Genomic DNA, 14,518 nt, shown 5'->3' on the forward strand with positions numbered 1-14,518 from the left:
CGGGATTGACGCTTTTAGTTGAGGAACAGCGAACTAACGGACTCGTAGTTGTGAATGTTGCTGAGCGCCCGCGCAAAAAGTGGCGAAACACTCAGGACTTTGATCTTGTCGATCTGCTTTTTCAGCTGAATGGTGTCTGTAACCAGCAACTCTTCCAACTGCGATTCAGCAATCAGTTCGTAGGCTTGGCCGGAAAGAACAGGGTGCGTGATGGCAGCGCGAACGCTCTTGGCACCCTTTTCCAGTATATAGTTGGCGGCCTTGCAGAGGCTGCCACCTGTGTCAATGATATCGTCTACGATGAGAACGTTCTTGCCCTTGACATCGCCAATCAGCTGCATGGAGCTGACCTGATTGGCACGCTCGCGGTATTTGTCGACCAGAACGAGGTCAGCTTTGAGGTGCTTGGCGTAAGTGCGGGCACGTGCCACGCCACCCATGTCGGGCGAAGCAACTACCAGATCTTCAATATTGAGGCTCTGGATGTAAGGAACGAAGATAGCCGAGGCCTCAAGGTTGTCAAGCGGAATGTCGAAGAACCCCTGTATCTGTCCGGCATGGAGGTCCATCGTTACCACACGGCTTGCACCACCCGCGGTGAGCATATTAGCTACCAGCTTGGAGCCAACAGAAACACGGGGGCGGTCCTTGCGATCCTGCCGGGCATAACCGAAGTAAGGAATAACGACCGTTATGCTTTTGGCAGAAGAGCGACGAGCTGCGTCCATCATCAGCAGCAACTCCATCAGGTTTTCGGCCGGAGGGATGGTGCTCTGTACGATGTATACGTCGTTTCCGCGGAGCGACTCGTGGAAGATTGGCTGTAGCTCACCGTCGGCGAAACGCTGAACGGTAACCTTGCCTAATTCGCAGCCATAGGCAATGGCGATGCGCTCGGCAAGCGAACTTGAAGCGCTACCGGCAAACATCTGAAAGTGACGGGCGGCCATTGCGAAAGGCGATGTTGCGATTAATCCTACTGTTTATGAAGAAAACCGAACCGGGATGCGGTTCGGTTTTCTTCAAAGTTGTGCTTTCCGGGAGTAACTCCGGTTGGCGGGTTGTGTTGCCCGGGGAGGATTCGAACCCCCACTGACTGAACCAAAATCAGCTGTCCTACCCTTAGACGACCAGGCAATGTTCAACGGGAGCGCAAAGTTGTGAGGTTTTCTCGAACCATGCAACCCCTGCTGAAAAATTTTTCAAAGACCGCTGCGGCAAATCTCGCGACCAGCGCAGCAGGCAAGAAAGGGTTTCCTTATACTTGCGGGACGCAAAAATAACGTACAGACAGACATCTACCAAACCCATTCGAATGAAATATCACGCAATTTCTCCTGCGCTGTTCACCCGCAATCGGGAAAAGCTTGTGCGTCAGCTTCTACCGGGTACTGCCGCGATTTTTTTCGGCCATGAGTTGGTGATGGCCAATGTAGATTCCAACTACTCTTTCAAGCAGAACAGCAACTTCTTCTACCTCACTGGGATTGACCAGGAAGACGCCATCCTGTTCCTGTTTCCTGATGCGCCGAAGGACAGTTTCAAGGAAATCCTTTTTGTTCCAAGAACGAACGATCATATCCGCCACTGGGTAGGCTGGAAGTACTCGCAGGAAGAAGCTACAGCGGCCAGTGGCGTACGCACGGTACGCTTCCGCGATGAATTTGAAACTGTGCTGCGGCAGATGGTGTCGCACTTCAACGGCGTATATATAGACACCAACGAGCACGACCGGAATGTGCTCTACTACCCCACCCCTTCGCTGGTATTTGCCGAGCGGATGCGGCGAGAGTTTCCTGCACATCAGCTGCACCGGGCAGCGCCAATCCTTGCCGACCTGCGCCTGCACAAGGAGCCGGAGGAATTAGAGCTGATGAAAAAGGCCATTGACATCACCGAGAAAGGCTTTCGTCGGGTGCTGGGCTTTGTTCGCCCGGGCGTCAAGGAATATGAGATTGAAGCAGAGCTGGCGCATGAGTTTCTGCGCAACCGCGCCACTGGTTTTGCTTACCATCCCATTGTAGCCAGTGGCGCCAACAGCTGCATTCTGCACTACAATGAGAACAACCAGGAATGCCGTGCGGGCGATGTGCTGCTGCTGGACGTTGGTGCCGAATACGCCAACTACGATGCCGACCTGACCCGTACCATTCCGGTGAGTGGCCGGTTTACCGACCGTCAGCGGGCCGTGTATGAAGCGGTACATCGTGTTAAAGATGCCGCCACCCAGCTGCTGCGCCCAGGACGGAAAATGCAGGATTATGTAGACCAGGTAGGCCTGATTATGCAGGATGAACTGCTGAAGCTGGGCCTGTTGACCAGTGAAGACGTGAAGAATGCCACGCCTGAACAGCCGGCCTTCCGCAAATATTTCACGCACGGTATCGGTCACCCGCTGGGCATTGACACCCACGACGTCGGCAGCCGCTACACCGAATTCAAACCGGGGCAGTTGTATACCGTAGAGCCCGGCATTTACATTCCGCAGGAGAACCTGGGCATTCGAATCGAGAATAACGTGTTGATTACCGACAGCGAGCCGCTCGATCTGATGGCGTCCATCCCCTCACATCCTGACGAGATTGAGCGCCTGATGAATGCTTAATGTCGGATTATTGTAAGTGCTTACTATTAGCTCACCGCACCATGAACTTCCGTCTAAACACGTATTTTTCAAAAAGTGCGTCCACAGGCTCTGAAAACCCCTTGACACTAGCAAAAATGCAGTATCATTGTATCAGTTTAGTTAGTTTATGGTTCAACCGGTGTCAGGCAACTGGCATCGGTTTTTTATTGCTCGGCTTCTTCATATTACCCTTGAAAAGCCGCGCGCAATACCAACTGTCCGAATCAGGCTTCTCCCTGGGTGGCGGTTATTTTCAGCCTCTTGGTAACGACCGCCTGAATGGCGGCATCAGTGCCACCGGACAAGGGTTCTTCACACATTATTTCTGCGGCACGCGCACAGGTTACCATCTGGAAGGTGGCCTGAACTACATCCAGAGCACGGAGAATGCGGGGGGCCAGGATGCAGTAGTAGGGCTGGTCGATGGCGGTTCGCTTTCGCAGCTGCAAGCAGGGATTGGCGCCTACCTGAAAATTCGGCCAGTAAACTTCCACCGGAAGCAGGAAATTGCCCTGCTCATTGGCCCCAAGGCCTGGGTAGCGGTGAGTAGCAGCCCTGGCAGTGTGAAAGGACGCACTTTTCAGCCGGCCCTGCATGTTTCGCTGTGGTGGCGTTTTCCGCTGAACAAGACCAACGGCCTTTTCCTGCAACCTGGAGCCGAGTGGTCGCCCACCGGGCCATTTGACAACACGCAGGGCAGCCTGAACGTATTTCTGCGTGCAGGCCTTTCGCTGTGGCGCAGCCTCTAGGTTTTCGCCCCAGTCTGGCCACCAACTCTTACCATTAATTACCTTCGCGCAACCAAACCGACATCCCCAATCGTCATGCAATACCGTATTGAGAACGACACCATGGGCGACATGCAGGTACCGGCCGACCGGTACTGGGGTGCCCAGACCCAGCGCTCGCTTGAGAACTTCACCATCGGTGGGCACCGCATGCCCATTGAGGTGATTCGCGCCTTTGCCCACCTGAAAAAGGCGGCCGCCCTGACCAACGCCGACCTGGGCGTACTGGCCAAAGACAAGGCCGAAATCATCGGCAAAGTGTGCGACGAGATTCTGGCCGGCAAGCTGGACGACCATTTCCCGCTGGTAGTGTGGCAAACGGGCTCGGGCACGCAGAGCAACATGAACGTGAACGAGGTAGTCTCGAACCGTGCCATTGAACTGCTGGGCGGCGAAATGGGCAGCAAGAAGCCTATTCACCCCAATGACGATGTAAACAAGAGCCAGAGCTCGAACGATACCTTCCCGACGGCCATGCACATTGCGGCGTACACAGCCGTAGTGGAACACACCATTCCGCAACTGAAGGTGCTGCATGCCACCCTGAAGGCCAAGAGCGATGCCTTCATGCAGATTGTGAAGATTGGCCGCACCCACCTGATGGATGCCACACCACTAACGCTCGGCCAGGAGTTTTCTGGTTATGCCAAGCAGATTGAGAATAGCATCAAGGCACTGGAGCGCGCACTGCCCCAGGTAGCAGAACTGGCGTTGGGTGGCACCGCAGTGGGCACTGGCATCAACGCCCCCAATGGCTATGCGGAAAAGGTAGCCGCCAAGATTGCCGAGCTCACCAAGCTGCCTTTCCGTTCGGCTGAGAACAAGTTTGAGGCACTGGCGACACACGATGCGCTGGTAGAGCTGTCAGGCGCCCTACGCCGCGTTGCCGTGAGCCTGATGAAGATTGCGAATGACATCCGTCTGCTGGCCTCTGGCCCGCGCAGTGGTATCGGCGAAATCCTGATTCCAGAGAACGAACCTGGCAGCTCCATCATGCCCGGCAAGGTGAACCCCACCCAGGCCGAAGCCATGACCATGGTATGCGCACAGGTAATCGGCAACGATGCAGCTGTGGCAGTAGGTGGCATGAACGGCCATTTTGAGCTGAACGTGTTCAAGCCGGTGATCATCTTCAACGTGCTGATGTCGGCGCGCCTGCTGGCCGATGCCGCAGACTCGTTCAACAAGCACTGTGCAGTTGGAATTGAGCCGAACCACAAGGCCATCCAGAACCACCTGAACAACTCGCTGATGCTGGTGACTGCCCTCAACCCCCACATCGGGTACGACAAGGCTGCCGCCATTGCAAAGAAAGCCCACAAGGAAGGTACCACGCTGAAGGAAGCGGCCATTGCCCTGGGCTACCTTACCGCAGAGGAGTTCGACAAGTATGTAGTGCCCGCCGACATGGTAGGAAACCTGAAGTAAACGCACCCTTCAGTACTGCACAGGGGCCCTCTAGGGCCCCTTTTTTGTGCTTTTGCGATAGTGGTAACAGAAAGTAGCAGGAGATGCGAAATTTACACAGATATAATATTTTCATTTAACTATTGACATATACAAAGCCATTATAGTATGTTTGCATCAACAAAAACGCCGAATACTTACAACAATTGAAAGGAAGCGGCACAAATACTGTAGGGTGGCGAAACATGGCAGCCGCGCCCGCTTGTCTCGCGGGTGGGGGCTTGGAGATAAACTCCCCGGGCCCAGGGAAGCTAATCCCCCCTTGGAGGTTCGAATCCTCCCCCTACAGCGTATGGGTGATTTGGGAACGGCGCGGTGCTCACCGTGCCGTTCTTTTTACAGAACCAGCAAGAGGAGATACAGCAGAAAGCCTGCGTCGCCCCAGGCGCGATAACGACCGAAGGGCTGGAAGATATAGGGCATGGCAATGGGCATCCATTGCCAGACGGCCTGACCCAAGGCCAGCGCCAACGCCCATTGCCTGTGTGGAGACGCAATGCCCCAACCCAGTATCAGCGCCAGCAGCGCAACCACCATACCCAACAGGGTAAGTCCCCAAATGATCAGCTGGGATCGGCCCGTCCCCAGCCCCTGTACCCAGGAGGATTGCCCCTCGGCTTTGTCGGATTGGAGCTCGAACCAGGACAGCGTAAGCAGATTTACGATGGCAGCCAGCACCAACAGCAACGCCGGCAGCCAGTAGCCCTCGAAGCTGTGATGCAGCGAAAGTGGCGCTACGGACACGCCCAAGGTATAGATGCCTGCCACTGCCAGTTCTTTCTGGAGGAGAACCCCTGTACGATTGCCGACCAGCCAAACGAGCATCAGATGCAACAGACACAGCCCCAACACCAGAAAGCCCATGCGCAGCAACCGCTCGGGTGCGCCAAACCACACCCACATGCCCGCGCCTATGGCCACTATCATCCATACAGCGGCAATGCTGCCGAAATGCTCCTGATGAAAGCGATGACGAAACTGCGAGGCAGGTTGGGAGATACGCCGGGCGTCGAGCAGGTGGTCGAGCGTGTAAATGAGCCACACTCCTACCGGCAACAGCAGCACATGGGGAGTGAGGTTTACACCGAGCAATGCTGCGACAAAAGCTGCTGAGCCCAGCGAGCCCAGTGCGACATCCAGACTGAGCGCGCGGGCAAGGGTGAGAATCCGCATGGCGCAAAAGTAAAAAAGCCCGCAGTGTGCGGGCTTTTTCTTCGTGCATTCGGGAGGATTCGAACCCCCAACCTTCTGATCCGTAGTCAGATGCTCTATCCAGTTGAGCTACGAATGCGCCGTTGTTCCGTAACGGGAGTGCAAATATAAGTGGCATTCTACACTCCGCAAGGCCTGTACAGGAAAATTTCAGGTGTATTCTGGAAGTGCCTAAAAATGAAGCGGATTAATTTTTGGCTTTTCATGATACCCGTGCATCCAGTAGTTTTCTGGCATGAAAGGTGTGCAGGCACAGATCAGCCGGATTCTGGTGATACGGATTGGAGGCATCGGGGATGTGGTGATGACGCTGGTAATGCTGCCCAGCCTGCGCGCTGCCTATCCGCATGCCGAAATCCATTACCTGACCGATCCAGGCTCGGTAGGATTTCTGAAGGCTGTGCCAGAGATAGACCGCGTGCTGACGCTGGACCGCCAGAACCCCATACGGGCCATCTGGGAGTTGCGCAGGGCCGGATATGATTTGATACTGGACCTGTGGCAGAACCCCCGCACTGCGCTGATGACAGCACTCTCGGGCGCACGGACGCGTGTGAGTTTTGACAGCAGCAGCCGGCGCTGGGCCTACAACCTGCGCACACCCTTCTCTGAAGGCAAATTCCTGATTCAGCAGTGCCTGGACATGCTTCGGGCGCTGAATATCCCCGTGGTTGAAAACCGGGTGCGTTTCCCGCTGCCGGAAAAAGAGCTGGCGGTAGCTTCCGAAACGTTGCACACGCTGTTCCCCTCGGCAACAGGCATCATCGGGGTATTGCCTACAGGCAATGTAGCCTCCAAACGCTGCGACCCCGACCAGCTGGCAGACTTTGCACAGGCGTTACAGGAACGCTACAGCTGGCCTGTTCTGATAATGGGTGGCCCCGCCGACGAACCCGCCATGCGGGCACTGGAACAGGAACTGACACAACGCGGAACGCACTTTAAGCGCTGTCCTGCTGGAAGCATTCTGCAACTGGGAGCCGTGCTCTCAAAACTGAGTCTGGTACTCGCGAACGACAGTGGCCCCTGTCACATTTCAGCTGCCAGCGGCGCGCCTACTGTAGCACTCTTTGGCCCGTTTACCAGCATGATGGGCGAGTATCGTCCCAATCCCGTTGCCACCGTGCAGCTGGATACACTGGATTGCATCCGATGCCATCTGGACCACTGCCCCAAGGCACACGAGTGCTTCCGGCTGATGCCCGTAGCGCAGGTGCTGGCAGCAGCAGCCGAGGTGCTTGCGCTTAAATCGGAACTGCCAGCAGCAGCTTCTGAATGACGTCGAGCGAGGATACGTTCTCTGCTTCAGCCTCGTAGGTCATCAGGATGCGGTGGTTGAGCACATCCGGCGCAATCTCCTTCACGTCTTCTGGCAGCACATAGGTGCGGCCTGCCATAAAGGCGACGGTACGGGCGGCAAGGTTCATGGCAATGGTAGCGCGTGGCGATGCTCCATACTCGATGTACTGTTTCAGTGCCTCCTGCCCCACAGAGGCTGGGTCGCGGGTTGCCATCACCAGCTTCACGATATACTGCTCGATACGCTCGGCTACTTCAATCTGCTCGATGAGGTCACGGATGCGGAAGATCTGTGTGGCATCCAGCACTGGCTGTATGGTCTGGTCTAGCTTGGTGTGGGCCATGCGCCGCATGATCTGCAGCTCCTCTTCGTATGTGGGATAGTTTACGAAGACACGCATCATGAAACGGTCTACCTGGGCTTCGGGCAGCGGATAAGTGCCCTCCTGGTCTACAGGGTTCTGGGTTGCCAGCACAAGGAATGGCCGTTCCAGCTTGTAAGTAGTCTCGCCGAGCGTCACCTGTTTCTCCTGCATGGCTTCGAGCAGGGCCGCCTGCACTTTGGCGGGCGAGCGGTTGATTTCGTCGGCCAGAATGATGTTGGCGAAAATGGGCCCCTTCTTCACCTCAAAGGTGCTCTCCTTGGGGTTGTAGATCATGGTGCCTACAACGTCAGAAGGCAGAAGGTCGGGCGTAAACTGGATACGATGAAAGCTGAGCTTCAGCGCCTGCGCCAGCGAACTTACAGTAAGGGTTTTGGCCAGTCCCGGCACGCCTTCCAGCAGCACGTGACCATTGGTGAAAAGACCAATCATCAAGCGATTGACCATTTTATGCTGCCCCACTATCACCTTGTGCATCTCTTCAGCAGCCTGGTGCACCAGTTTACTGCATTCCTGTATTTCTTTCTGCAAAGCGGTATGATTAGGGGCAGTGGCAGTCTGTGACATCCGGTTAGTCTTGGTAGGTTGACAGCCAAAGCTACAAAAGACAGGCCAGAATGAATGAACCGGGAACCAGCATGGCGGAAAAGATGCTTCTGGATAAGTATGCTGCCCGCACAACGATTCCCTGAGCCGGAGCCCCAACGACGAAAGCTACTGTTGGAAAGAGCCAAACTCCTGCGAGGCAGGCCGGAAAGCAACAGGTCACAGGAGGACCTACAGGAGGTCGTCAGGTTGTGCTTTCTGCTGGCCGACACCGCACAACTGTATGTTGACTGGGGCCAGAAATCGGCTCATGTGCTACAAAAATTTAACAGCCTAAGCAACCTGTATGACATATCATTCACTTGCATTTCAGCAAAATATAAACTGAATCCAATAAGTCAGTTTCAAACGATTCAGGAGGGGGTTCGAAAACTGGAGGCTCTGCCAGATATTGGTACCGAAGCGACCGAAATTCACTGGGTGAAAGCCCAGATTTACAGCAGGCTTCCTTCTTTGCTGCCCCACCGGCCGTCGCCTCAGTCGCATATACGTCAACTGGCCCAACAGGCCACACAGTGGCTACCCAGCCTGCCAAGCTACTTCGCGAACGAGGTTCTGCATTTTCTATACACAGAAAAGGCGCTTGACCTTTCGGAAGCCAAGCGCCTGTATGCATTGACACAATCGTGCTAGGCCATCGTACGAGGTGGTCGCTCGGTGCTGCGGGCGGTACCCAGTCGTAGTTTATTCTCGTAAACCCCTTTTACAAAGCCCACAAAGAGGGGATGAGGGTTTTCCACCGTACTGCGATATTCGGGGTGAAACTGGCAGCCAACAAAAAACGGGTGCTCGGGCAGCTCAATCATCTCCACGAGATCCTGCTCGGGATTGATCCCAGAGAGCTTCATGCCCGCAGCCTCATACTCCTCGCGGTAGGCATTGTTGAACTCGTAACGGTGGCGGTGGCGCTCCTGAATGTTGTTTCGGCCATAGACCCGCTGCACCAGCGATCCCGGTGCCAAATCGCAGGGCTGAAGGCCCAGACGCATTGTGCCTCCCATCTGCTTCACAGCCTTCTGGCTTTCCATGAGTGAAATGACAGGGTGCGGACAGGTAGCATCAAACTCGGCTGAATTGGCACCCTGTAGGCCCAGCACATTACGTCCATATTCAATCACGGCCATCTGCATGCCGAGACAGATACCCAGGAAAGGAATGCCTTGCTCGCGTGCGTAGCGCACGGCCACAATCTTTCCTTCAATACCACGAGCGCCGAAGCCGGGTGCCACCAGAATGCCGTCCATACCCTTCAGCATTCGGGCCACATTCTCCTCGTTGATATCTTCCGAGTGAACGGAGTCGATGCGCACGTTGAGTTCGTTGGCGGCACCACCGTGCTTCAGCGCTTCCAGGATGGATTTGTATGCATCGTTGAGTTCTACATACTTGCCCACCAGCGCAATCCGCACCTCATCCACTGGGTTCTTGAGGCGGTGCAGGAAGGCCCGCCAACTGGTCAGCTCGGGTTCCTGCCCCATCGGCAACTTGAGTTTCTCCAGTACAACCTTGTCAAACTCTTCCCGCTTGAGAAGCAGGGGCACTTCGTATATGGAATCAGCGTCGCTGGCCTCGATGACACTGTCGTTCTTGAGGTTACAGAAGAGGCCGATTTTACGCTTCAGGTCTTTGTCGAGGCGATGCTCGGTGCGGCAGACGAGGATGTCGGGCTGCACACCGTTTTCCAGCAGCAGCTTTACGGAGTGCTGGGTGGGCTTGGTTTTGAGTTCTCCTGCTGCATTGAGGAAGGGAACGAGCGTAAGGTGGATAACCAGGCTCTGGTGGTCGCCAAGATCGTAGCGGAGCTGGCGTACAGCTTCGATGTAAGGCAGGGCTTCGATATCGCCCACGGTGCCTCCAATCTCGGTGATGACGATATCATACTGCCCCGATTGCCCCAACAGCTGCATCCGGCGCTTGATTTCGTCGGTGATATGCGGGATAACCTGTACGGTTTTGCCCCCGTACTCGCCCATGCGTTCCCGTTTGATTACCGTCTCGTAGATACGACCGGTGGTAACGTTATTGGCCTGGCTGGTAGGAATGTTGAGGTAACGCTCGTAGTGACCGAGGTCAAGGTCGGTTTCGGCACCGTCGTCCGTAACAAACACCTCCCCGTGCTCGTAGGGGTTCAGCGTTCCTGGATCAATGTTGATGTAAGGGTCAAATTTCTGAATGGTGACCCGGTAGCCACGCGCCTGCAACAGCTTGGCAAGCGAAGCCGATACGATACCCTTTCCAAGCGAGGAGACGACGCCCCCCGTAACAAAGATGTATTTACATGAACCTGAGGTGCCGGCGACGGAGTCTGCTCCGTTCACCCCGGCCTGTTCGGTTGGGGCGTTCATGTTTTCAAAATTAGCGAATTCCAGTAAGCCAATGGCAGAAGCGCCCCGGATTAGTTCCAATTGGGTAACAGACATCTGGTTAGGACGTCGGCCAAACGCCAAAAGGCCCCGAAGGGCCTGTTGAGCATGATATACTGATGGCTCAGCGGTCGAGCTGGAACCGGATGGGAATGGTAACCCAAACCGGAACCGCACGCCCACCCTGCGTACCTGGCTTGAACTTCAGCAGGTCGAGGTGCTTTTCCACTTCCTGCGTCAGCAGCTTGTGGGGCGAGGCCAACACAATATGATTGAGTATGGCACCGTCTTTCCCTACCAGAATGCGCATAGTGACCATTCCCTGCACACCCATTTCCTTGAGGGCAATCGGATACCCCATAGCCCGTCTGAAATCGGGCATATTCAATGCTTCCGGTACCTGGCCATCAAAGAACTCGGTTGGAGAAGGGATTTTCTCCGGCTCGATGCCAATTTCTACAGGGCCTGTTGCAGGCGCACCGTCTGGGTCGCCTGTTGGCACCCCTGTGTCTGCCCCATCCTGGTCCTGCAAACCCGGATTCAAGCCAGGGCCTACATCCGGTATGGTTGCATCGGGTTTCGCCTGTTCGTTATGGACTACCTGCAGATTGTTTACATACTGCTGGGTTCGAATCTGCTGGGGTTGGTCTGTTGGCGGGGGCTGTACAGGCTTTGGGGGCTCTACAATCGGCGGAGGATCTATGATGGTTACCACGCGGACTCCAGTTACACCTGTCGGCACAGGCACTTCCAGCGCTTCGTCTCGAAGGGCATTAATGGCGGCGGGCAAAGACAGCAAACCCGCAAAGAGTACGACAGCTGAGGCAAAAGCCCTGGCAGTTCGTTTTGCATATGCCTTGCGTAAGGCATATGCCCCATAGGCTTTGTTCCGCTGGGCGAAAACGATCTCGTCCAAATCGGCACGAAGTCCTTCCTTGTTTTCAGGCGTAGGATTCATAAGGCCAAAGGGTTGGTTTAGGGTTACTAAAAGGTAACAGATCGCAGGCTCAAACGCAACTGGATTGCAATAAAAAAGCCGGCCAACAGCCGGCTTTGCATTCTTTTAGGAGAACTCACTTCAGATTGAACGGAAGTGAAACCCATGTAGCAACGTCCTGAGAGCCAAGCCGGGCGGGATGAAACTTCAGGTTGGAGACCTGGGAAATAATTGCGTTGGCCAAGTCTTTGTTTTTATAACTGACTGCAATAGCCTGTATAACGTTACCCTCTTTGTCTACCAGCAAGCGAGTGAGAACACGCCCCTCACCTTCCGACAGATTCTGCGGCACGAGAACACTCGCGAGGAAGGCTTCCATATTAATGGCGACAGGTGCTTTGTCAACACGGGCAACAGCAGTTACTGAAGTTGCAGACATGCTAACCCCTGCATTGGGTTCAGCTACAGCCAAGGCCTGGGCATAGGCAGTGAGGCTAAAGCTGGCGAGCATTATGGCGCACAATGCGCCGACAAGGCGATGCTTGAGAGAGTTTGTTGTTTGCTTTGCGGCAGCTTTCAGCTCCGGGAAAGCAGCTTTAACCGTTTCCATATTTAAATATACATTATTTCTTAACATTGAGTTTACATTGAAGGACAAGTGAGGAAACATTTTCATAACATGACTATCTAATCAACTGGTTATCAGCAATAAAAAAGCCAGCCTGTTCTCAGGCTGGCTTCGTAGAGTTTCAAGAACTCTTAGTTCTGCAACTGGAAGTTGAAGGGTATAGTAACCCAAACCTTGATGGGCTTACCACCCTGGATACCAGGGGTAAACTTCAGCATCTTGATTTTTTCAACTACTTCCTTCTCAAGGCTGGGGTGAGGCGAACGCAGCACCACGTGACGCAGGTAGTTGCCCTGAGCGTCAACAAGGATACGAACGATAACCTGGCCTTTAATACCAGCTTCCTTGGCAATCGGAGGATAGCCAATCAGTTTCTTGATTGCATCCAGATTGACAGGAGCGGGCTCCTTTTCAACTGGTACGAAAGCGGTTGGCTCGGGATCTTTGTCTTCGACAATTTCAACCGGGCCAGTGCCTTCGCCCTCTTCGTCGCCGATAGAGAATACGGCATTTGGATCACCCTCTACAGTACGTGTACCTGCGTCGACGTTGGTCTTGAAGGTATCAATGTTAACGATAGTCGCTTCTGGTGGAGCTTCCTCGTTACGCACTACAGTGGGAGGCACGAACTGCACCTGCGCACGTGCGGGTGGCGGCGGAGCCTGCACATCCGGTGGTGGCGGGGGCTGCTCGTCGCGGTTCACTGGTGGGGGATCCGCGAGGTCAGCATAGCTGAACTTCTTCTTCTCAACAACTGGGGCTTCTTCTTCAGACTTCAACAGCTCGATGATACGAGGTGCCGAGAGTGCAACAGTGAAAACGGAGCAGCCAATCAGAAACCCGACTAATGTGGACTTACCATACTTCTTGCGAAGTTCGTAAGAGCCATATGCTTTGTTTCGGGCCCTGAATACCAGTTCGTCGAGATCTGCTTTGATTACAGACATGAGCGTACTGTGGAAAGCGATTAATTAATACTGCTTGGGGTTGCGGCAGTACCACCACCAACAGCGGCCTTGTATTCATCAATCAGCTTGAGTTCTTCGGGGAGAGGATCCACGAGCGCGTATTTCTTCTGCTCAGTGATTGCCATCTCGTCCAGAAGGTCTACAGCATTCTTGTACTTGGCCTTGGTGGTGAGTTTGATCAGCACGATCGACGGCTGGGGATCGGCAGCAGTAGCGAACTGCCCGTTGATCTTGGCACGTGTCTCGAGTATTACCTTTCGGACACCGTCCTTGGAGAAGGACGTTGTGTTCAGGCTAATCGGTTGAGACCCATCCGAGGGAACGCCTTGGTACCAGAAGATTTTGTCGCCTTCGTCGACGATCAGAATCAATACTTTCCCTTCGGCAACCTTTGGTGGAGGGGGATCATTCTCTTTAGGTTTTTCAGGAACAACGATCGGCATGGTTACCGGCGTGTTCATGGTCGTAGTAAGAACGAAGAAAGTGAGGAGGAGGAACCCGAGATCCACCATCGGCGTCATGTCGATGCGGGGGTTGCCCTTTTTACCTCGGCCTTTCTTGCCTTTTTTGTGGCCACCATCGCCACCACCTACTTCTGCAGCCATGTTGTGGGTGTAAGTTTAAGGGTGGAACAATGATTATTCGGCAACGGCTTCAGTATTGGTCACAAGGTTGAACTTGTTGATGTTCCGCTCTTGCAACGTATTGATAACCTGCTGCATAACAGGCCAATTGGCATCGGCGTCACCCTTCACTGCAATACGCAGCTGGGGGTTTGAAAGACGGGCGTACACGATCCAGTCGGAGAGTTCGTTCCGGGAGCTGTCGCAGGGGATGCCCGCCGTAGCGGCCGCTTCCTTGCGTTTTTCGGGATCGAGCGCCAGCCACTGTTGAAGGCGGCCAACATCGATACCAACGTCCGGGAGCACCTTGAAGGTGTTCACTTCGTCCTGGGTGAGCTGCAGATTATAGCGTGAAGCCATCTGGCTCAGCATTCTCTCACGTGTATTCTGGTCAGAGACCGAGAAGTAAATCCTGCCGTCTTTAGACACCGTAATCTGCATCAGGTCCTTCTGCGGGATTGGCGTCTCAGCGATGGAGCTGGGGATTGAAACTTCCACCGACTCCTGCGGACGGAATTTCACCGTCAGCATGAAGAACGTAATCAGCAGAAAGGCCAGATCCACCATCGGCGTCATGTCGATGGCCGTGCTTTTTTTCGCAATCTGGGCCTTAGGCAT

The 14,518-nt window shown here is 54.6% G+C and carries 13 protein-coding genes and 2 tRNA genes; 4 read left to right on the forward strand and 11 right to left on the reverse strand.

All coding sequences use genetic code 11. The features are described from left to right. Positions 1 to 14 precede the first annotated feature (14 nt). Positions 15 to 950, reverse strand: coding sequence for a ribose-phosphate pyrophosphokinase (locus AC2D8O_RS08950; RefSeq protein ID WP_484678478.1), 936 nt, complete (start codon positions 948 to 950; stop codon positions 15 to 17). 116 nt (positions 951 to 1,066) lie between these two features. After that, positions 1,067 to 1,137 (reverse strand) — tRNA-Gln (locus AC2D8O_RS08955). 178 nt (positions 1,138 to 1,315) lie between these two features. On the opposite strand from AC2D8O_RS08955, the gene AC2D8O_RS08960 reads away from it, so the two are divergent. The 3 genes from AC2D8O_RS08960 (at position 1,316) to fumC (ending at position 4,842) form a co-directional block, all read left to right on the forward strand. Beyond that, positions 1,316 to 2,605 carry an aminopeptidase P N-terminal domain-containing protein gene (locus AC2D8O_RS08960; RefSeq protein ID WP_484678479.1) on the forward strand — a complete coding sequence of 430 codons (1,290 nt, stop codon included), beginning with the start codon at positions 1,316 to 1,318 and terminating at the stop codon, positions 2,603 to 2,605. A gap of 212 nt (positions 2,606 to 2,817) precedes the next feature. Further along, positions 2,818 to 3,375 (forward strand): hypothetical protein, encoded by a 558-nt coding sequence (locus tag AC2D8O_RS08965; protein WP_484678480.1) that lies wholly within the window; start codon positions 2,818 to 2,820, stop codon positions 3,373 to 3,375. Between the two features lie 75 nt (positions 3,376 to 3,450). Further along, positions 3,451 to 4,842, forward strand: a complete 1,392-nt coding sequence (gene fumC / locus AC2D8O_RS08970; protein ID WP_484678481.1) for a class II fumarate hydratase — start codon at positions 3,451 to 3,453, stop codon at positions 4,840 to 4,842. A 375-nt stretch (positions 4,843 to 5,217) separates the two neighbouring features. Here fumC and AC2D8O_RS08975 read toward each other — a convergent pair whose 3' ends face one another. Further along, the gene (locus AC2D8O_RS08975) at positions 5,218 to 6,054 is read right to left on the reverse strand and encodes a hypothetical protein (protein WP_484678482.1); all 837 of its coding nucleotides are present in this window, start codon (positions 6,052 to 6,054) and stop codon (positions 5,218 to 5,220) included. A 44-nt stretch (positions 6,055 to 6,098) separates the two neighbouring features. Further along, positions 6,099 to 6,172 (reverse strand) — tRNA-Arg (locus AC2D8O_RS08980). A 156-nt stretch (positions 6,173 to 6,328) separates the two neighbouring features. Between AC2D8O_RS08980 and AC2D8O_RS08985 the strand changes: the two genes are divergently transcribed. Next, positions 6,329 to 7,372, forward strand: a complete 1,044-nt coding sequence (locus tag AC2D8O_RS08985; RefSeq protein WP_484678483.1) for a glycosyltransferase family 9 protein — start codon at positions 6,329 to 6,331, stop codon at positions 7,370 to 7,372. On the opposite strand, the gene AC2D8O_RS08990 is transcribed toward AC2D8O_RS08985, so the two are convergent. The 7 genes from AC2D8O_RS08990 to AC2D8O_RS09020 all read right to left on the reverse strand — a co-directional run bounded on the left by AC2D8O_RS08990 (position 7,338) and on the right by AC2D8O_RS09020 (position 14,518). Then, positions 7,338 to 8,306: an AAA family ATPase gene (locus AC2D8O_RS08990; RefSeq protein ID WP_484678484.1), complete on the reverse strand. Its 969-nt coding sequence runs from the start codon at positions 8,304 to 8,306 to the stop codon at positions 7,338 to 7,340. The genes AC2D8O_RS08985 and AC2D8O_RS08990 overlap by 35 nt on opposite strands. Before the next feature lie 704 nt (positions 8,307 to 9,010). Continuing rightward, positions 9,011 to 10,726: a CTP synthase gene (gene pyrG, locus AC2D8O_RS08995; protein WP_484678485.1), complete on the reverse strand. Its 1,716-nt coding sequence runs from the start codon at positions 10,724 to 10,726 to the stop codon at positions 9,011 to 9,013. 142 nt (positions 10,727 to 10,868) lie between these two features. Continuing rightward, positions 10,869 to 11,702, reverse strand: a complete 834-nt coding sequence (locus AC2D8O_RS09000; RefSeq protein WP_484678486.1) for an energy transducer TonB — start codon at positions 11,700 to 11,702, stop codon at positions 10,869 to 10,871. Positions 11,703 to 11,817: 115 nt separating this feature from the next. Beyond that, positions 11,818 to 12,357 carry an energy transducer TonB gene (locus AC2D8O_RS09005; protein WP_484678487.1) on the reverse strand — a complete coding sequence of 180 codons (540 nt, stop codon included), beginning with the start codon at positions 12,355 to 12,357 and terminating at the stop codon, positions 11,818 to 11,820. A gap of 83 nt (positions 12,358 to 12,440) precedes the next feature. Continuing rightward, entirely contained in the window at positions 12,441 to 13,256 is an 816-nt protein-coding gene (locus AC2D8O_RS09010; RefSeq protein ID WP_484678488.1) for an energy transducer TonB, read from the reverse strand. Positions 13,257 to 13,276: 20 nt separating this feature from the next. After that, positions 13,277 to 13,882 carry an ExbD/TolR family protein gene (locus AC2D8O_RS09015; RefSeq protein WP_484678489.1) on the reverse strand — a complete coding sequence of 202 codons (606 nt, stop codon included), beginning with the start codon at positions 13,880 to 13,882 and terminating at the stop codon, positions 13,277 to 13,279. Positions 13,883 to 13,915: 33 nt separating this feature from the next. Then, a complete protein-coding gene (locus AC2D8O_RS09020; protein ID WP_484678490.1) occupies positions 13,916 to 14,518 on the reverse strand; it encodes an ExbD/TolR family protein in 603 nt (200 codons plus the stop codon).

This window comes from Pontibacter sp. T17 (assembly GCF_057219875.1).